Below are 19,755 nucleotides of genomic sequence, written 5' to 3'. Positions count from 1 at the left end.
ATCTAAACTCCTAACTCATCACTCCTAACTACTAACTTTTCAAAAGTCTATTTACGGGTGCGCTTGTGTCTGTTAGGTTGCTATAATCCGAAGCGCTAATGTGAAGAATTTTTGCGGCAAGTTACTTTTTTGTGACTTGGTGTAGGATCTTGTTGTTTTTCAGGTGTTCATGACTACATCAATAATTAACAGCCAAAAATTAAGTGACGAGCCAGGCAATTCCGACTTCCGGCTCAAAGATATTATCAAAACCCTGCCACGCGAATGTTTTCAGCAGAACCGTCGCAAAGCTTGGACACAAGTCATACTCAGTGTCTTGGCAGTTGCCTTGGGTTATTACAGCCTGATCATCACTCCTTGGTTTCTTTTGCCCCTAGCCTGGATTTTTACGGGCACTGCTTTAACAGGTTTTTTTGTAATTGGCCATGATTGTGGTCACAGGTCTTTTGCCAAACGTCGTTGGGTAAATGATTTGGTGGGGCATTTCTTCATGATGCCGTTAATTTACCCTTTTCACAGTTGGCGCATTAAGCATAATTATCACCATGCCCATACCAACAAGCTGGATGAGGACAACGCTTGGCATCCAATCAGACCAGAAGTGTTTGAAAATTGGGATACAACTAAGCAGTCTGCTTTTAAGCTGTTTATGCGTAAACGCCTCTGGTGGGTAGGTTCCATTGGACATTGGGCTGTTGTGCATTTTGATTGGCGGAACTTCAAAACTAAAGACCAATCCAGCATCAAGCTTTCTGTGGCTGTAGTAGTTGTGTTTGCTGCGATCGCTTTTCCGCTTCTGATCGCTACAACTGGTATCTGGGGATTTGTCAAGTTCTGGCTAGTACCCTGGATGGTTTACCATTTTTGGATGAGTACTTTTACTATTGTTCACCATACTGCCGCAGATGTTCCTTTTGCGACAGCGAACAAGTGGAACGAAGCTTTAGCACAGTTATCTGGCACTATTCATTGCGATTATCCGCATTGGGTAGAAATCCTGTGCCACGATATCAATGTTCATGTCCCTCATCATATTTCCACCGCTATTCCTTCTTATAATTTGCGGCTAGCTTACAGCAGCATCAAAGAAAATTGGGGGACTTATCTCCATGATGAGTGTCAGTTTTCTTGGCCTTTAATGAAGCAAATTACAGACGAGTGTCAACTGTACACAACTGACGTTGGTTATAAGACTTTCAACGAACATTATACAGAGCAATAAATAGCCCTGTGATTACACTCACGCTCTTGAACCAACGAGAGCGTTTATCATGCTGTGTTTTAATAAAATCTGGCAATTGTTTACTGAATAAAAAGATAAATTGCCAGAAATTATCCCTCTTGTATGTTAGCGATCGCTAGTATCGTGGGCATTCTAATCAAAGTTCTAATTTATATCCAATCAAAAGAATCCAGTGCCATCAAACATCATTACGTTCAACAGTCCTCTTGGCTCTGAAAAGTCTGAGGATACGACGACTAAATTACCTTTCACACTTGGGGATTTAAAAGCTGCAATTCCTGCTGAATGCTTTCAGCCCAATGTGACAAAATCGCTTTTTTACTTCTTTCGTGACATCCTGATTATCGGTCTGCTTTATGCAGTTGCTTCTTACCTGGATTCTTGGCTTTTCTTTCCGATTTTCTGGCTAATGCAAGGAACAATGTTTTGGGCTTTGTTTGTAGTCGGTCATGACTGCGGACACCAATCTTTTTCTAAGCATAAATGGCTCAATGATTTGATTGGACATCTTTCTCACACACCAATACTTGTTCCTTATCATGGTTGGCGGATTAGCCACAGAACCCATCACAAAAATACTGGTAATATCGATAACGATGAAAGCTGGTATCCTGTGACAGAATCACAGTATAAGGAGATGCCTTTAGCACAAAAAATAGGCAGATATTATGTTTTTCTATTGGCCTATCCTGTGTATTTGTTTAAGCGTTCTCCTAATAAAGAAGGCTCACACTTTTTGCCCGGTAGTTCGCTTTTCAAGCCCTCGGAAAAATGGGATGTTATTACTAGCACTGTCCTTTTGATTGGGATGATAGGTTTGCTGGGTTTCCTCACCTCCCAATGGGGTTGGATGTGGTTGCTGAAATATTACGCTGTCCCCTACCTTGTGTTTATAGTTTGGCTAGATTTGGTGACATTTTTGCACCACACTGAGCCAGAGCTTCCTTGGTATCGTGGAGAAGATTGGACTTTCCTGAAAGGTGCAATTTCTAGTATTGACCGTGATTATGGTTTAGTTAATCATATTCATCACGATATCGGTACTCATGTTGCTCATCATATATTCCTTAACATCCCTCACTACAATTTGTTGAAGGCAACTGAGGCAATCAAACCAGTGATGGGTGAGTATTTCCACAAATCGGAAGAACCAATTTGGAAGTCATTATGGAATTCATGTATCAGCTGTCATTTTGTACCTGATACTGGTAGTCAGGTTTACTACACATCTAATAATAAGTTGGCTAAGGACTAAAACTCAAATTCCCGACTTCTTTAAAGAAGTCGGGAATCTTGTATTTCTATCAGCCTTTTCTGACTATTTAAGATTGAACATCCCCTTATTCAGATAAAAATTGTCTTTTAAAGATTATCCAAATACCTTAAAAAACCTATCTTTTGAGGTGCAATTGCATATTACATTATTAGTCTGACAGTATTTGAGCGTCCTGAGATTGCGATAACTTTCAACTTCTTGCTGTAAGGTTATTAAAACTCAGAGTTAAAATAAAAATAGATAGATGACGTTTGCGGATTCTTGCGCCTAACCTGGTAGTAAGATTTATTTTCTCCAGACTCTTGCTGTCTTGGTGGGTAAAGATTAACATATCTGTGGACAGAAGCAATATATTATCAAACCAACCCTAACAACACTGAAAAAATTTTGGATGTCTACTTTGAATCTGCTTCAGCACCATTTAACTTTATCTGCATGTAGTGATTTAAGACCATTACCTGCTAGGGTTATAAATTAGCACAGACTATACTATAGACAATTTACACAAAAACTTTTTCCAGCTTTAAAATCAGAGGTATCAATGATTATAACTAATTTTAGCAAACAAAGAAATGAATTTAAGGAACCTAAAGTACTCAAAACTAAACCACATTGGCAAGGGCAAAATTTAAGCGATACTACGGTCAAAAGTAAAGAGCCTAAAATACAAGATACTACATCTGATAGTTCAATTGTCAATAGCTTGAATCGTGGTCGAGTTGCTATTTTTATTGATGGCTTAAACCTCTTTCATACAGCTTTACAACTCGGCATCGAAATTGACTACGTTAAATTGCTTTGTCATCTAACCAATGGTTCAAGACTGTTGCGGGCTTTCTTCTATACTGGGGTTGATAACAGCAATGAAAAGCAACAAGGTTTTTTATTGTGGATGCGTCGTAATGGCTATCGTGTAGTAGCTAAAGATATTATGCAACCAGCAGAGAATTTCAAAAAATCAAATCTGAACGTAGAAATTGCTGTAGATATGATAACTTTAGCTCCTTATTATGATACTGCGGTCTTAGTCAGTGGCGATGGAGACTTAGCTTATGCGGTGAACGCTGTCAGCAGAATGGGGGTTCGGGTGGAAGTGGTGAGCCTACAAACTACTACTAGTGAAAGCTTGATTGATGTTGCTGACTGCTTCATTGACCTCGATAGTATTAAATCACACATTCAAAAAGATTCTAATCTTGGCTATAGTTATCGCACACCGTCAAATTCAAACCTTTAATCCACTCTGGTGGAAGTTTATCTATTTTGTAACAAGGGGATTTTACCCCTTGTCTGCTCTAAGTCTTGTGATTAATTGAAATGGATATTTTAATAGTTGAAGATGAGCCAGAAATTGCTCATTTAATCCAATTATCTTTAGAAAAAGAAGGATTTTTTTGTCGCATTAGCCGCGATGGGATAAATGCTTTACGAATGTTTCAGGAGCAACCACCTGATTTAATCATTCTAGATTTAATGATTCCTGGTTTGGATGGGTTGGAAGTTTGCGCCAGAATTCGCCAGAAACCGGGTACAAAAGATCCTTACATTTTGATGCTCACAGCTAAGGGCGAGGAAATCGATCGTGTGATTGGTCTATCTACTGGCGCTGATGATTACATGGTTAAACCCTTTAGCCCTAGAGAGTTGGTAGCTAGGGTGCGGGCATTATTGCGGCGTAGCCTCCGCCAAGGGGGACAACATCAAGTCAATCGTACCCAACACTTTATCGTCGATGTAGACCAGCGCACTGCCAGCCGTCAGATGAATTCTCAGCAACCGGAAATTTTGGACTTAACTACCCTAGAATTTAACTTACTAACCACTTTTGTTAGTAATCCTGGTCGAGTTTGGAATCGCACTCAACTAATTGATAAACTTTGGGGAGATAACTTTTTCGGCGATGAACGAGTGGTTGATACTCATGTAGCCAGGTTGCGAAAAAAGATTGAGCCTGATTCGGCAAGTCCTACTTTTATTAAAACTGTTGTTGGGGTGGGCTATAAATTTGAAGATCCTCCGTTAGCGTAAATGTTATGAAGATGGGGCTGAGAACGCGCCTATTTTTCTCCCACTTAGTAGTAATGATCGTGGGGGTAGCTAGTCTGGTGAGCATTAGCAAAATCTCTTCCCCCCGCTTATTTGTGCTGCATTTGGAACGATTAGAAAATCAGGGGTTTGACTTAATTGATGTTCGGACTGAATTAGTTACAGGATTTGAACTTGCTTGGCGGCGAAGCACTATTTGGTCAGTTTTAGTCGGTACTACGGCAGCCGGAGGATTGAGTTACTGGGTATCCAGACGAATTATGCAACGCTTGACGGAGATGGAACAAATCACCCAGAAATTTGCTGCTGGTCAGATGGATGCAAGACTACCTATGTCTGATATTCCAGAACTGAATGGACTAGGTGCTAGTTTCAACCGAATGGCAGCCAGTTTAGAGGGGGTGGAAGCGCGGCGGCGTGAGGTGATTGGAGACATGACCCATGAACTAAGAACACCGTTAACGGTTGTGCGTGGTTACTTAGAAGAACTGGCTGATGGGGAAATTGAAGCGTCTCCTGAAATTTATCGGCGTTTAGCTAAAGAAACTAGGCGCTTAGAGCGGCTGGTAAACGATTTGCAAGAACTTTCTAAGGCAGAAGCTGGTTATTTGCCAATTAATATACAACGGGTAAATCTGCGTCCGTTATTAGAGTCGTTAGTGGAGAAATTCACCGATCAATTGTTGGAAGATGGGCCAGTTCTGCTCTTACAATGTCCATCTGTGCTACCTCTTGTATTGGCGGATATTGACCGTACAGAACAGGTGTTAGTTAATCTGCTTGGTAATGCGGTGCGTTACACTAACGAAGGTTCAATTACCATTCGTGTTGGGACTGAAGCATCTCAACTTTCGATTGCGGTTGTAGATACAGGTATTGGTATCGCTCCAGAAAATTTGCCTCATGTGTTTGAGCGTTTCTGGCGAGCCGACCAATCGCGCGATCGCCATTCGGGAGGTACTGGTATTGGTTTAACTATTTCCCATCGTTTGATTGAATTACAAGGCGGTCAGATTCAGGTAGAAAGCGAGTTGGGAGTTGGCAGTACGTTTCGGTTTTTTCTGCCTTTGGCTTAAGTTAAGTCAAAACCCTTGACATACAAGGCATTGACACAGGTTAGTCACGGCTGTGTCATACCCAATTGCTAATTTGAAAGTATCTAACCAAAATCTTGTTTTTTTGATGGGTGTCGAGATTTTGGAATTGGGTGGAATATAACGTTAATTTGGCATTTGGGTAGAATTCGATATGTCTACTTTTATTTTGGCTGCTTTTTTGGTTAGTCTACTAAGTGTTTCGGGTTACGCTGCGATCGCTTACCTGTTTCCTCAAAATCGTTCCTAAGACTGAGCAGATAACGATTTCTGGCTATTTTCTAGTTTACTATTGCGATCGCAAGTCCGTCGTATCCTTTGCTGCCCACGGTCTGGATTGCTGTAGCGTTGACGTGTGGCTCAGAGGCAAGCAATTCATTGAAGCAAGGACACAAATAAAGAAATTTTGGCGCAGTCTCACACAGAAATAGTATCAATATCCGACTAGATCAGCCATTCATTAGCAGAGTATAGGAAAGAGAGGCTCCCTAATAGGAATTTTGATCAATTGCAGTCTTTTCCCTACCGCTTCCTGAAAGTAGTAGGGTTTTGTTTCCATGCCTAACAAGCATTTTGATACATTGCAATTAGTAACACTTTTTACTTTAACTTTAATGATTTGAAAACCCGTTTTAATCCCTAAAGAGATTCTACTATGTTAGTTTTTAAACCTTAATTTTTTAAATGTTCTTTTCTAACCACTTCTCTTTACTATCAAGTCTATTTAATTAATGTATTGAAAGTAACTTAGCAATAAATTAACCATTCTTCAGTGAAATTACTATAAACAATCAACGATAAATTTCTCAAAAATGTAGTGATTGTCCTATAGTAACTTGGTAGTTGCTGTATAGCGAGCGCTTTGCTTAATGAAAAAATTAACATAGCTTGTTTGAAACTTTATCCAAACAATTTCTGTCTATCTAAATAATCCGAATTTTCACTCTGGTGCATAATTTTAAGTATACAAAATACTGTGTTTCTAATAGCACGGTATGGTTAGTCTAAAAATCTAGTTATAACAAGTCCTACCCAATTAAATGTTTCCAAGAAAGGTGTAAATAATGACTAGTATTCTGCGATCGCCCAAAAAACCTTTGTAAAGAAAGAAGTTTCGACACAAAAACTACTGCATATTTCACCCCAATAAGCCTGAATGAATAAATATAGGATGAATGAGGCGTCAACTATGAATCGAATTCGTGACGTTGTACAAAAAGCTTTAGCAACTGGCTATTTGACAGTGGAAGCTGAAAATCAACTACGACAACTGTTGACTACTCCGTATGACTTGGAAGATTTAAATGCTTTCATGGCTTTGCAAGAAGCTGCCATGACTGGTAAGGTCAAGCAGGAGTCTAGAGAGAGGTGTGGCATCAAGTAGAGACTTAGCCTACTATGTCTTACCGACGGGAGCGTTTATCATCATCCTCAAAATCCTCATCATCATCAAAAAATTCCCAATCATCGTCATCCGCTTGATTAGTTGTGGGTGGCTGATAAGGAGGGATGATTACTCGGTAATCGGCATCATAAACGGATTCAGTTTTTCCCACAGCCGTATTTTTAGGCTCACGGTAGCTGTAGGAGTAAACTGAACCAGACTGAGAACTGCTTTTGGCTTCTGATTGACGTTCGTAGATTTTCGAGTCTCTAGCAGGTTGAGCTTGAGGATTAGGTGTAGGCGCTTCCTCGGACTTTTCATCAAAGTTCCAATCATCATCTCTACTGCCATTTGTCTCCCAATCATCAAATTCATCACTAGTAGGCTCTTCTTTTTTACTAGCTGGTGGTGGAGGAGTGGCACGAGATGTAGATTCTTCTCTTGGGGTTGCCTTTGCACGAGGCGAAGTTGTGCTTCGGCGGTTAGGAGTTTGGCGTTGTCCTGCCCCAAAATAATTAGATAAGTTAAATAAGGTAGCAATCAATATAGATGTGAAAGCACCTGCGGTAGTACTGAACAAAATCCATATCGCTAGTGGTAATGGTTGAGTTTGCACGCCCAAAAATACTAGCGATAGGACAGGCGACCAATTTTGAACTAACAACAGCGTTAGTCCTCCCAGTACCGCCACCAATAGAATTAAGCGAATTACAGCCATAGCAATTTTGTCAATTGTCAATTGTCAGTGGTTAGTTGTCAGTGGTCAGTGGTCAATTATCAGTCTGATTACTCTTCACTAATTACTGTTCACTGACTACTGACACTATCAGCCATCTCTATCATTACCCTTTTAGGACTATTGTGAAATTTCCGATGAGTCCACTAGGGGCATTAGCGACGACCTTCCCACCTTTGAATTGGGATGCAGTCAATATCTAGTTGATCTAAAGCACGGGCAACTACAAAATCAACTAAATCCTCGATGGTTTGGGGATTATGGTACCAGGCCGGAATAGCGGGGACAATTCTCACTCCAACTTCAGCTAAAGAGGTTAAGTTACGCAGGTGGATGAGGCTAAAAGGCGTTTCACGAGGGACAATGACCAGTTTTCGCCCTTCTTTGAGTTGGACATCTGCTGCCCGTTCTAGTAAATCAGAACTCAAGCCAACCGCTAGCTTTGCTACTGTACTCATGCTGCATGGAATAATTATCATCCCCAGAGTGGCAAAAGAACCACTCGCAATCCCGGCTCCAACATCACCCCAAGGATGGCAACGGAGTTTACCCGAAAGGGCAACTCCAGCTTGCTCCCGCCAAAATTGTTCTTGTTGAATTGGTTCTGGTGGCATCCGAATTTCCTGTTCTGATTGCCAAACCATGTAAGTAGATTTAGAAGCAACCAATTCAATACTATAATCCGCTTCTAGCAAAAATTTGATGGCGCGAACAGCGTAAATCAGACCAGATGCGCCCGATACGCCTAAAATTAGAGGTTTGCTTTTTTTTGACACGTAACTTTTAGTTGATTTTACTCATCCTCAGAGTAAGGGTCTAGGTCATCAGGCTCAATGTCATTTGGTAAGTAGAGGTCTGAAAGCTCCTCATTAGAACCATTGCCAGTTAAACCTTTGGGTACACCATCGCTGCCAACAGTTACCAAATCAATTTGTTGACGGTAGTAATCGACACTCTTAACTTGGACGGCGACGCGATCGCCTAATCGATAAGAAGCGCGATTTTTGCGACCAAACAGTGCCTGTTGTCTAGCGCGATATTCATACCAATCGTCTTTGAGAGAACTGACGTGTACCAATCCCTCTACCCTCAAAGGCACACCAGGATTACTGCTGGATTCTACCTCGGTTGCTGGTACTTCAATTTCCACAAAGAAACCGTAGGATTGAACGCCGGTAATCACGCCTTGAAATACCTGGCCGATGCGTTGCTTCATCAGTTGGGCTTTTTGCAGTCCGGCTAAATCGGCTTCAGCTTCTTGGACTTCTTTTTCTCGGTCGTTGATTTGGACAATTACCCTAGTTAAATCGCTTTGGAGTTCTTGTTGCAATTCTGGGGGTAAAACGTTCCAGTTAATTTCCTCGTGGCTAGAGGAGTGGCGCAGGTTAACGCGTTCTCTGACACGGGTATTGCGGCGATCGCGTCCGTTTTCAAGTAGCGTGTAATACACTCTTTGCATCAGCAAATCTGGGTAACGCCGCAAGGGAGCGCTAAAGTGGACATATTGCGGTAGTGCCAGACCAAAGTGAGATCCTTTGGTGGTGCTGTATGCCGAAGGCTTAAGGGTATCTTGCAATAAGTAAGTAAGAACTTGCTCAGATGGAGATTCGGCAAAAGCTGTGGTCAAATGTTGATAATCTAAAGGTTGGATATCGACTTCTGGATCGAGTGTGAGGTCAACGCCTAAATTGACTGCCAATTTCAGCATTTCCTGAACATCTTCGACATCGGGTGTGCCTTGGACTCGCCAGATAGCCGGAACACCAAGAGCATTTAAGTGAGTTGCGATCAGTTGATTAACTAACAGTACCAACTCTGTGAGTAGCGATCGCACTGGTAAATCATTCACCACCACTGCGCCGAGAATCCCCTCATCATAATAGGCGTTTTGGCTAGGCGGCAGATTCAACTGGAGGCTACCACGATTCAACCGTACCTGCTTCACACCTGTTTGCAAGGCTTGGAGGTCTTGCAGTATTTGGACGACCTGTGGAGATTGATCGTGAGCTTCACCTGTGAGAATTGCTTGGGCAAGTTCAGTACTTAGTGCAGTTTCGACGTTAATTACACTAGGTTGAATTTCCCACTCCAACACTTCTCCAGATTGGGGATCAATGGTAATTAAAAAAGAGATAGTTAAGCGATCGCTCCCAGGTACTAAAGAACAGCGTTCTGCCACAACCGGGGGCAAAATTGGCAGTACTAATTCTCCCAGATACACTGATTTACCCCGTTTGAGTGCTTCTCTATCTAGGGCTTCATCAGGTTGGACATAGTGAGAAACATCAGTGATATGAACGCCCAAAAGCCAATTTCCGGCTAAGTTTTTTTCTAAACTAAAAGCGTTTTCTATAACTTTGGTATCGCCGTTTACCCCTTCAATGGTGAGAGTAAACAAATTACGCAAATCTAACCGATTTTTTAGGTCTGCTTTGAGTAGCTTTTTGGGTAACTTGGCGGCTGCTTCGAGAACATGATCGGGAAAAGTCCGGGAAAGGTCGTGTTTGCAAGTAACTAAATCTATATCAGCAGCAGCTTCGGCATCGCTACCGAGAATTTGTACCACTCGACCAAGGGGAGGATATTGTGCTAACGGGTAACGCAAAACTTCCACATGAACAAGGTGGTCGATCGCTTCTTCCAACTTTACCTCGTTAGGTTGGATCTTGAGTTCAAACAGCAATCGATCATCTAAAGGCACAGCCCTAAAACCAGTTTCCACCTGCTTAATTCGTGCCAGTAACGTGTGGTTGGAACGTTCTAGAATCAGCTTCACTTCCCCTTCAGGAGAGCGACGGCGGCTGCCTTCTTTGAGAACTCTAACCAAAACGCGATCGCCATTCCAAGCATTACTCAAATGACTTTCGCGGATGTAAATATCCTCGGCTCCTTCCACATCTTGAATAGCAAAGCAAAAGCCTTTACTAGAACAACGGAGTTTTGCCTCGATTATTCCCTCTTCTGAAACACGACGGTATTTGCCCCGTTCTTTGACCAAAATACCGATTTTTTCGAGAACATCTAAGGCAATGTGAAGTTTTTGTAAGCTTTTTTCATCTTCACAGCCAAGTTTCTTTTCTAAAACCTTCCGAGCTACCAATTTATCATCGGTGAAATTGGCAAGGAGTGTAGCGATTGAAAATTCCATGCAGTGAACCGACCTTTGGTCAAAACATCATTTGTTGTTTAATCTGGTTCATTCCTGTATACCCTCACGGCTTACAGAAACAAGCTGGAAACGAATTGCCCAGAGGCAAGGCTTCCTAAGTTCTAAGGAAAGGAAACCCAACCTAACAAGAGTAGGAAACTACTCCGGCAGTTCCGAGCAAAGGAAGCCTACCCACGGACAACTTTGGGCATCTACGAACTTCTCACTGCACGATGCTCTCAGAATTCGCCTGCGTTCAAGTAACTTCACCTAACCAAACTTAAGATTGCACGCCTGATTTTACAATTTAGCCCCGCTAGTGAATTACGCGACGGGTTTTTGAGAAGTTGGGTTTAGAGAATCCATACTGCTCAAAAGCGCTATGCAGGGGAGCCACTGCGGTGAGGCAGCCCCCGTCTTAGCGCAGCCTTAGCGAGGTAAGAGCGTCTGGGGGACTGCCGAACCCCAAGTGGAGGAGGCAGTGCGGTCTTGGGGTCTCCCCAAGTGGAGCAACTGCCGTCAAGTGGCGTGGAAACTACAGGTGTTTGATTGTCTAGATTGAAGGTAATTTTACGCCATTAGAATCTGATTTTTAACTAGGAGGAACTGCCGGTGAACCCAATTTTCCCACATGTAGAATCGGTAACAATTAGGTGAGCAGCTTAATAAGCAGTGAGGGCGAACCTTATCTCCATTATTGTAGATTTAGAGCGCACTTCCAGAAAATAGTTCTAGATATCTAGTTGGGTAATCAGTATAGCATTGCAGGCAAGACTACCCAGATAAGTTAGCACTAGCCAAAAATTTCGTCAAAAAACAGCTACTGCTACAATTGGGACACTAGACAAAGCATTAAAAGGGACTGGGGATTGGGTATTAGGGATGAGGATTAAAATAATTCTTTCCCCTGTCCCAGTCTCCAATCCCAAGTCCCCAAAAGATTTAGATTGGTAGTAGTATTATGTTGGCTCAATTCCAGAGCTTGTATCCCAAGGGCAGTCTGACTTCTGAATTAGTGCAAATTTTTCAAGGAAAATATATTGTCCGGGCAAGCGTGCAAGTTGAAGGCGTAACCCGTGCGACGGGTATGGCAGCAGCAGAAACCGTAGAAGCAGCAGAAGACCAAGCCAGAACTAGGGCGTTGATAGTTTTGGGTATTACAAATTCGCCACCAGAATCAGTAGAATTTAGCTCAAATTCAATTTCTCCAGCGCAGCTAAATCCCTCCTTGAATACCAAAGGTGGATTGAGCGAATCTACTTATTCTTCTACGAAAGCTGGGGATTTTGTAGGTAGTCAATGGCCAGTGGTTAGCGACAAAGAAATATCTATACCGCCTTCCAAAGTCCGCAACATCAAACCAGAAGTAGTAACAACTACTAACGAACAGTACGAATACAGTAGCGCTGCGCCTTTACCAAGCGATAACTTTAGCCAAGATTTAAGTCAAAACTTTCCTGTGACTACCACCCGGGAGCTAGAATTTGATCTTCCAGTTGAAAACTTGGAAATAACGTTTAGTAACGAGCCAGAAAATCAAACCTTTCCAGCAATTTCTGCTAATAATGTCACACCATTTACACCTCGGAGTTACAGCCCTCAAGAGGATGTCCCTACCCCGTCAGTGACAGGAAAGAGAAAGAAGAAAGCTGAACCCGTGGATTTATCGGATGTGATTGCAAAAACAGATGTCGAACTTCAGCGTTTAAACTGGACACCAGAACAGGGACGGGAGCATCTGATTAAAACCTACGGTAAACGCGGGCGTACTTTGCTAACTGAAGAAGAATTACACGGGTTCCTCAAATACCTCCAATCGCAGCCTGACCCAATAGCGGGATTTTAATTTGTCATTTGTCATTGGTCATTTGTCATTTGTCCTTAACAATCACAAATGACAAATGATGCAGGCTGTTAAAAGAGTGACGAAGTTATGGAACCTGTTAATTTTGCTGAAGTAATTGCTCAAACAGATGTTGAGATGCAGCGATTAGGCTGGACAATAGACCAGGGACGAGAGCATCTCAAAAAAAGTTATGGTAAGCGATCGCGTTCTTTACTGACAGAAGTAGAATTACTAGAATTCCTTCAATATCTTGAATCTCAACCGTTAGATGAAGTTGTGACTGCCAAAATTGATGTTGACACCGAACAGTTATGTTGGACACAACAGCAGGGGGAAATTAATGCTGAAATCGAACAATTATGTTGGATGAAAGAGGATGTAGTCTCTCTGACAGGAGCAGGAAGGAGAAAAAAGAAAACTCAACCAGCAGATTTGTCGGATCTAATTGCTAATACAGATGTCGCAATGCACCGCTTAGGATGGACACCAGAACAGGGACGGGAGCATCTGATTAAAACCTACGGTAAACGGGGACGTACTTTGCTAACTGAAGAAGAATTACACGGATTTATCAAATACCTGCAATCTCAGCCAGACCCAAGCGCAGGATTTTGATTTGCAACTTCTAAATCAAGTTTTGAACTCAAATAACCCCTCTTCATAACTGAAGAGGGGTTATTTTTGAGGTTTAAGGGAATTAAAAGTGGTAAATCACCATTTACCAATCGTGATTATTAATTCACAGCAGCAACAGCTGGACGGCTACCAGCGGCGTGGCGGTCAATCACTTGGTCAATCAAACCGTATTCCCTGGCTTCCTCTGGTGACATAAAGAAGTCACGTTCAGTATCTTCAGCAATGCGCTCAATTGGTTGACCTGTATGTTCGGCTAAATAGTTATTTAGCCGTTGCTTGTGGTACAAAATTTCCCGCGCCTGAATTTCAATATCAGTCGCCTGTCCTTGAGCGCCACCGAGAGGTTGATGAATCATAATCCGAGAATGGGGTAAACTCATCCGCTTACCCTTAGCACCCGCGCTGAGAAGGAAAGCGCCCATACTCGCCGCCAATCCGGTACAAATTGTACAGACATCAGGGCGAATATGTTTCATAGTGTCAAAAATGCCCATACCAGCCGTCACCGAACCACCGGGAGAATTGATGTACATATAAATGTCCTTCTCCGGGTCTTCAGCATCCAAATACAGCAGTTGGGCAACAATCAAGTTAGCAATGTTGTTGTCAACTTGTTGTCCCAAAAAGATGATGCGCTCACGTAACAGCCGTGAGTAGATGTCAAAGGCGCGTTCACCTCGACCCGATTGTTCAATAACGATAGGAATCATGGAAGCGTGTTTGTGGCTACTTTAAATACATTTTATCGGTGACAGCACGAAACTGGGGTTTATCTCTACTGTTCTCAAGCAGATAACTTAAATTTTGATTGAGGAAGGCAGGAGGCAAAAGGAAAACTGCCCGACGCTCGCAGATTCGCTTGCCGCCGGCGCTATCTGTTTCCTGCCCCAACCAGGGAAAGGTTTTAAGACAAGAACACTGTTGCGTCAGCTTCCCGCAGGGTACGAAACTTCAGTGGTTTCAATTCATTCGGGGTCGAGTTCTATAAATGAATTGCTTCTGTTGCCTGCTTCAACATTTTCCCTTGCTCCCTGCCCTCTGCCCCCTGCTCCCTGCTCCATTGCCTCTTTTTCAACCTCTAAGGGCACTTTTTAGCCGCAAAAGGTGTCTAAGAGAATATCCCATGCAGGGAAGAACAAATCAAAAAACTCTAAATTATCGCCAATTTCATAATCTCGACCTTTGTTAGATAACTTTGGCGATGTAGTCATTAAACCGATAACCGAAATCCAACTTGCTTAGGGACTTGTGTTAAATTTCTGTAACATTTTAAACATTTTTTTAGGATTTCCCTCAGCAATTATCAAGTTATTTTTGTTAGATTCGGTAAATCGATAGTACGAGGTGTATTCAGAATAACCAGTCCTAATTGAAATGCTATCCCCTCAGAGAGAGACGTGCCATGCTGGAAAAACTTATACAAGCCGCCATCATCACCTTCTTGCTCCACCTGATAGCAGGACTTAGCCCAAATACTTTAATTCAGTCAAAGACAGCATCACCTGTGCCAGAAACACCACCAAATATTGTCAGCTTGCTATTGCGATCTTTTCAGTAAAAATAGTTCACAAATTACACAGGTGTCGGCGGTATCAATGATGTGTACTACTCCTAACCAAGGGGTAAGTCGCTTGTAGGATTATCTTGCATATACATAGCTGTCTAGGTTAACACTCTTGGGAACAAGGTAGACTGAGCAAAGAAGGCAACTATTTGCATTTGATCATGACTAATCGCCTTGCTGAAGCTAAGAGCCTCTATCTCCGCAAACACGCCGAAAACCCCATTGATTGGTGGCCTTGGTGTGACGAAGCGCTTGCAACTGCAAGGGCGCAAAATAAACCGATTTTTCTCTCCATTGGCTACTCTAGTTGCCACTGGTGTACTGTCATGGAAGGCGAAGCTTTTTCTGATATTGCGATCGCTGACTACATGAACACCAATTATCTTCCCATTAAAGTAGACAGGGAAGAAAGACCTGACCTCGATAGCATCTATATGCAGGCTTTGCAGATGATGAGTGGTCAAGGGGGTTGGCCTTTGAATATTTTTCTTTCCCCAGAAGATTTAGTACCGTTTTATGCTGGTACTTATTTCCCTGTAGACCCGCGCTATGGTCGTCCGGGATTTTTGCAGGTGTTGCAAGCCCTTCGCCGTTATTACGACACCGAAAAAGCAGAATTACAGAAACGCAAAGCCTTAATTATTGAGTCCCTGCTCACGTCTGCGGTGTTGCAAGACGGTACAACAACTGAGCTTGAAGACCACGAATTACTCCGCCAAGGTTGGGAAACCAGCACAGGTGTAATTACTCCTGGTCAATCTGGTAATAGCTTTCCGATGATTCCCTATACAGAATTAGCATTGCGGGGAACTCGATTTAATTTTGAATCTCGTTATGATGGCAAGCAAGTTTGTACCCAACGAGGACTAGACTTAGCGCTGGGAGGCATTTATGATCATGTAGGTGGTGGTTTTCATCGCTATACTGTTGACCCAACTTGGACAGTACCGCATTTTGAAAAGATGCTCTACGACAATGGACAGATTGTGGAGTATCTCGGAAATTTATGGAGTGCAGGAGTACAGGAACCAGCGTTTGAGAGAGCAGTTGCTGGTACTGTACAATGGCTGAAGCGAGAAATGACCGCACCGGAAGGTTACTTCTATGCTTCTCAAGATGCCGACAGCTTTACTGAACCCACGGCGGTAGAACCAGAAGAAGGAGCTTTTTATGTTTGGAGTTATAGCGAAGTTCAACAACTGTTAACGCCTGAAGAATTAACGGAATTACAACAACAATTTACTGTTACCCCTAACGGCAACTTTGAAGGACGTAATGTTTTACAAAGAAAGAATTCTGGTAAACTGAGTGCAACGCTAGAAACCGCACTGAGTAAGCTGTTTATTGTTCGCTATGGCGTTAGTTCTGAGTCGCTAGAAACTTTTCCCCCGGCTCGTAACAACCAGGAAGCAAAAACCACTAATTGGCCAGGTCGCATTCCCTCGGTGACAGATACAAAGATGATTGTCGCTTGGAATAGCTTGATGATTTCTGGGCTAGCTAAGGCTGCTGGCGTTTTCCAAGAACCATCATATTTGGAATTAGCAACACGAGCGGCGAATTTTATCTTGGAAAATCAATTTGTAGATGGGCGTTTTCAACGACTCAACTATCAAGGCGAACCGACTGTGTTAGCGCAGTCTGAAGATTACGCCTTTTTTATTAAAGCTCTGCTAGATTTACAAGCTTCAAACCCTGAGCATAAGCAATGGTTAGAAAATGCGATCGCTATTCAAGATGAATTTAACGAATTTCTCTGGAGTGTGGAATTAGGTGGTTACAATAACACATCAAGCGATTCTAGTCAAGATTTAATTGTCAGAGAACGCAGTTACGTGGATAATGCTACACCATCAGCGAATGGAATTGCGATCGCTAACCTTGTTCGTCTCGCTTTACTCACCGATAATCTAGATTATTTAGATTTAGCGGAACTTGGTTTAAAAGCTTTTAAGAGTGTAATGGAGCGCTCTCCCCAGGCTTGTCCCAGCTTATTTACAGCTTTGGATTGGTATCGTAATTCTACTTTGATTCGTAGCACCACTGAGCAAATAAACTCGCTGATCCCCAAGTTTCTACCAACGGCTGTGTTTGCCATAACATCTGATTTACCAGAGGGAAGCGTTGGGTTAGTTTGCCAAGGTTTGAAGTGTCTTGCACCAGCAGAAAATGTAGAACATTTATTGCAGCAAGTAGAGAAAAGTCAGAATAGGGGATGATGGGCATGGGGCATGGGGCATGGGGCATGGGGTTATGCTTTTTGTTTGTTTAGTGCCTACTCTCCATTTCTTAGTACCCAGACCCCGATTCGATGTATAAATATGACGACCAGAAGCGAATTAACAGCAATTGTATTAGCAGGCGGTAAAAGTTCTCGGATGGGTCAAGATAAAGCCTTGATTTCCATTGAAGGGATACCGTTGTTACAGCGAGTTTGTGGGATTGCTCAAAGCTGTAGCAATACTGTTTATATAATCACTCCCTGGCCAGAACGCTACCAAGATTTGCTTTTGCCTGGTTGCCAATTTATCCGAGAAGTACCTTTATCTGGAGAATCTATATCTCATGGGCCTTTAGTTGGTTTTGCTCAAGGACTAACCGAAGTGCAGACAGAATGGGTATTACTGCTGGCTTGCGATTTACCAAGGTTGCGGGTTGAGGTGTTGCAAGAATGGGTAACTAGACTTGATAACGTGGGGGATGATGCGATCGCAGCTTTAGCTCATCATCCTAAAGGCTGGGAACCTTTGTGTGGTTTTTATCGCCGTCGTTGTTTGCCACAACTTTTAGAATTTATCAACCAAGGGGGGCGATCGTTTCAGCAATGGCTGCGGCAATATCCTGTGGAAGTTTTGCCTTTAGCAGAACCCGAAATGCTGTTTAACTGTAATACACCAGAAGATTTGGCTTTAAGTTAGTTGAAGAAGCTCCAGAATTCAGAATCAATTAGTGGGAATAAGAGAAATGAGGGAAATTTTCCTTCTGAATTCTGTTAGCGGTAGCGGGGCATTTAGCCCGTCCTGAATTATGTTATTTACCGAATGCGACAAAATTTGCGATCGTTATCATTTTCAGGATATTGCCAAGAATAGGCAAAATGGCTAACTCCCTTCAGTTGGGGCGCAAATTGGCGGAGTGCCTGCATTTGCACTTCTAGGGATGGACGATTACTAACCGATTCTCCCCATTTGCCGGCTAAAGCTGGAATCACTTTAGTACCTGGTTTTGTCATACTCAAAACCCGTTGCACTTGCGCCACAATACAACTGACATTACCGCAATTTCCATAAGACATGGGATGCCATTCTAATGTAGTGGGGAAGCGATCCCAAGGTTGTAAGCGAGAATCATACCCTTGTCCTACAGTTTGGTTGCCATCAGGGAAAAACACTACTCCCGTGGAAACTCCTTGCTGCTTTGCTGGGTAACTAGCTATATTGACAAAATCTAGAATTCCTTGCATGGCGTGAGCAACTGCTAGCTGCCACAATTCCCATTGCAAAAGTGGTTGTCTGTCGGTTGCAGACAGAATTGATTTTTGCGCTGGTGGGGGAATGCGTCCTTGCCAAAGCGGTTCTCCTTCTTGGGGATAAAGTTGATCAATTTCCGCGATATCTCCGGCGGTGACATATCCCTTGCTCAAATAGCGTCGAATTAAGTCCAGTCCTTTGTAATTCAGTGCCCGTTTAAATAAAGCTTGTTGAATTGCAGGACTAAATAGCCATAAATCTGAAACTTTGGTGGCGATGGAATCACTTCCGGCTTGGCGGGGATAGCGCACATAGTCTAATAGCAAGCCATCTGGACGACGGCGCAAAACTTCTTTTACTAATTGGTTGTAATCGCTTTTTGCTTGCGAGTTGTAGGGGTCGATAAATACTTGAGAGCTGTTATCTACGACATATAGGCTCGTTTGACCTTTGCCATTACGAGCGATCGCACTTTCTCTATCTCGTCGCTGGGCGTAAGTATAGCCGAAATTATTAGTAAACATCCAGGCGTAGACCTTCAAACCACGTTGCCGACCTTTTTGAATTGCTGTGGCGAGTATATCGATGTTTTCTGTCCCTGGAGTGCGAATTATAGAAGGCCAAGCCGTTGGATTCGCTTTTGCTGGCAATAATACCTGTCCGTCGTAAAAGACTTCCAAATAAACTTGGTTATAGCCACGGTTGACAATCCGATCCATAATCTGGTCGATTATTCCTGGCTGAATGTCACAGGGATACAAGCGCAACCAGAGAGCTTGGATTTGTGGCCAAGTCCGAGTGCGGCACTGCTGTAATTCCTGTGCCTGTTTTTTGATTAAGTTTTGGTAGCGGGTTTGGGCATCTTGATTGCCTTTAAGAGCTGATAAACGTAAGTTTTCTTTTTCTTTCGCAGCCGACGATGATAACTGGCAATATTGGGTTACTTGCGCCCTTGCTGGTTCGGCTCCAAAATTGGGCAGCAACGAACTGCTAGTGAAAACAACAGCGAATATACGCCGCCAAAATAATGTTGATCTTGCAACGCTTAAAGGATGGTTAGACATATCTTCCAGTAGATGGACACAATAATCATCGACCCCAATTCAGATAATTGTAAGTAACGTGTATCGAATTATATAAGTAAATACCAAGGGTTTAAAACCTATTTTTTCAAGACTACCTAAGCCCTATTTGTGTTGCCGCATTTTTTTATAAAGACATAAACGTATATAAGGAAGTATAAAACATCTGAATACAAAGCAAGTTTAGTCTACTATTGGGTAGATTGCGCCTCTACCTTAGTTAGTGAAAA

Annotated in this window: 17 protein-coding genes; 11 read left to right on the top strand and 6 right to left on the bottom strand. The window is 42.6% G+C overall.

What is annotated here, in order from left to right:
• Window positions 1–169 precede the first annotated feature (169 nt).
• The 6 genes from H6G86_RS14930 to H6G86_RS14905 all read left to right on the top strand — a co-directional run bounded on the left by H6G86_RS14930 (window position 170) and on the right by H6G86_RS14905 (window position 7,043).
• Window positions 170–1,222 (top strand): fatty acid desaturase, encoded by a 1,053-nt coding sequence (locus H6G86_RS14930; RefSeq protein WP_190934986.1) that lies wholly within the window; start codon window positions 170–172, stop codon window positions 1,220–1,222.
• A 193-nt stretch (window positions 1,223–1,415) separates the two neighbouring features.
• A complete protein-coding gene (locus H6G86_RS14925; RefSeq protein ID WP_190934985.1) occupies window positions 1,416–2,498 on the top strand; it encodes a fatty acid desaturase in 1,083 nt (360 codons plus the stop codon).
• A gap of 562 nt (window positions 2,499–3,060) precedes the next feature.
• Window positions 3,061–3,756 (top strand): LabA-like NYN domain-containing protein, encoded by a 696-nt coding sequence (locus H6G86_RS14920; protein ID WP_190934984.1) that lies wholly within the window; start codon window positions 3,061–3,063, stop codon window positions 3,754–3,756.
• A gap of 80 nt (window positions 3,757–3,836) precedes the next feature.
• Window positions 3,837–4,547: a response regulator gene (locus H6G86_RS14915; RefSeq protein ID WP_190934983.1), complete on the top strand. Its 711-nt coding sequence runs from the start codon at window positions 3,837–3,839 to the stop codon at window positions 4,545–4,547.
• 5 nt (window positions 4,548–4,552) lie between these two features.
• Window positions 4,553–5,641 (top strand): sensor histidine kinase, encoded by a 1,089-nt coding sequence (locus tag H6G86_RS14910; RefSeq protein ID WP_190934982.1) that lies wholly within the window; start codon window positions 4,553–4,555, stop codon window positions 5,639–5,641.
• 1,207 nt (window positions 5,642–6,848) lie between these two features.
• Complete coding sequence (locus H6G86_RS14905; RefSeq protein ID WP_114084331.1) at window positions 6,849–7,043, top strand: hypothetical protein; 195 nt, start codon at window positions 6,849–6,851, stop codon at window positions 7,041–7,043.
• Between the two features lie 19 nt (window positions 7,044–7,062).
• On the opposite strand, the gene H6G86_RS14900 is transcribed toward H6G86_RS14905, so the two are convergent.
• The 3 genes from H6G86_RS14900 to H6G86_RS14890 all read right to left on the bottom strand — a co-directional run bounded on the left by H6G86_RS14900 (window position 7,063) and on the right by H6G86_RS14890 (window position 10,927).
• Window positions 7,063–7,761 (bottom strand): LapA family protein, encoded by a 699-nt coding sequence (locus tag H6G86_RS14900; RefSeq protein ID WP_190935050.1) that lies wholly within the window; start codon window positions 7,759–7,761, stop codon window positions 7,063–7,065.
• A 173-nt stretch (window positions 7,762–7,934) separates the two neighbouring features.
• Window positions 7,935–8,555, bottom strand: coding sequence for a flavin prenyltransferase UbiX (locus H6G86_RS14895; RefSeq protein WP_190934981.1), 621 nt, complete (start codon window positions 8,553–8,555; stop codon window positions 7,935–7,937).
• A gap of 17 nt (window positions 8,556–8,572) precedes the next feature.
• Entirely contained in the window at window positions 8,573–10,927 is a 2,355-nt protein-coding gene (locus H6G86_RS14890) for a ribonuclease R family protein (protein ID WP_190934980.1), read from the bottom strand.
• 961 nt (window positions 10,928–11,888) lie between these two features.
• Between H6G86_RS14890 and H6G86_RS14885 the strand changes: the two genes are divergently transcribed.
• Together H6G86_RS14885 and H6G86_RS40170 are read left to right on the top strand one after the other, a co-directional pair.
• On the top strand, window positions 11,889–12,773 hold the full coding sequence (locus H6G86_RS14885) for a slr1353 family protein (protein WP_190934979.1): 885 nt from the start codon (window positions 11,889–11,891) through the stop codon (window positions 12,771–12,773).
• An 87-nt stretch (window positions 12,774–12,860) separates the two neighbouring features.
• A complete protein-coding gene (locus H6G86_RS40170; RefSeq protein ID WP_524538509.1) occupies window positions 12,861–13,388 on the top strand; it encodes a slr1353 family protein in 528 nt (175 codons plus the stop codon).
• A 119-nt stretch (window positions 13,389–13,507) separates the two neighbouring features.
• On the opposite strand, the gene clpP is transcribed toward H6G86_RS40170, so the two are convergent.
• Together clpP and H6G86_RS39540 are read right to left on the bottom strand one after the other, a co-directional pair.
• Window positions 13,508–14,119 carry an ATP-dependent Clp endopeptidase proteolytic subunit ClpP gene (clpP, locus tag H6G86_RS14875; RefSeq protein WP_190934978.1) on the bottom strand — a complete coding sequence of 204 codons (612 nt, stop codon included), beginning with the start codon at window positions 14,117–14,119 and terminating at the stop codon, window positions 13,508–13,510.
• Window positions 14,120–14,374: 255 nt separating this feature from the next.
• Window positions 14,375–14,497 carry a hypothetical protein gene (locus tag H6G86_RS39540; protein WP_277883603.1) on the bottom strand — a complete coding sequence of 41 codons (123 nt, stop codon included), beginning with the start codon at window positions 14,495–14,497 and terminating at the stop codon, window positions 14,375–14,377.
• Between the two features lie 314 nt (window positions 14,498–14,811).
• On the opposite strand from H6G86_RS39540, the gene H6G86_RS14870 reads away from it, so the two are divergent.
• The 3 genes from H6G86_RS14870 to H6G86_RS14860 all read left to right on the top strand — a co-directional run bounded on the left by H6G86_RS14870 (window position 14,812) and on the right by H6G86_RS14860 (window position 17,891).
• Window positions 14,812–14,967, top strand: a complete 156-nt coding sequence (locus H6G86_RS14870) for a QAALIT motif small membrane protein (protein ID WP_167755982.1) — start codon at window positions 14,812–14,814, stop codon at window positions 14,965–14,967.
• A gap of 167 nt (window positions 14,968–15,134) precedes the next feature.
• A complete protein-coding gene (locus H6G86_RS14865; protein WP_190934977.1) occupies window positions 15,135–17,192 on the top strand; it encodes a thioredoxin domain-containing protein in 2,058 nt (685 codons plus the stop codon).
• 102 nt (window positions 17,193–17,294) lie between these two features.
• Entirely contained in the window at window positions 17,295–17,891 is a 597-nt protein-coding gene (locus H6G86_RS14860; RefSeq protein WP_190934976.1) for a molybdenum cofactor guanylyltransferase, read from the top strand.
• A 116-nt stretch (window positions 17,892–18,007) separates the two neighbouring features.
• Here the strand turns inward: H6G86_RS14860 and H6G86_RS14855 are convergent, their stop codons facing one another.
• Window positions 18,008–19,507 carry a family 10 glycosylhydrolase gene (locus H6G86_RS14855; RefSeq protein WP_190934975.1) on the bottom strand — a complete coding sequence of 500 codons (1,500 nt, stop codon included), beginning with the start codon at window positions 19,505–19,507 and terminating at the stop codon, window positions 18,008–18,010.
• Window positions 19,508–19,755: the final 248 nt, after the last annotated feature.

Source organism: Nostoc sp. FACHB-133, from assembly GCF_014698055.1.
Classification (GTDB): domain Bacteria; phylum Cyanobacteriota; class Cyanobacteriia; order Cyanobacteriales; family Nostocaceae; genus Nostoc.
The sequence above is the reverse complement of the archived record's forward strand: the minus strand, read 5'-3'. Positions and strand labels throughout refer to the sequence as shown.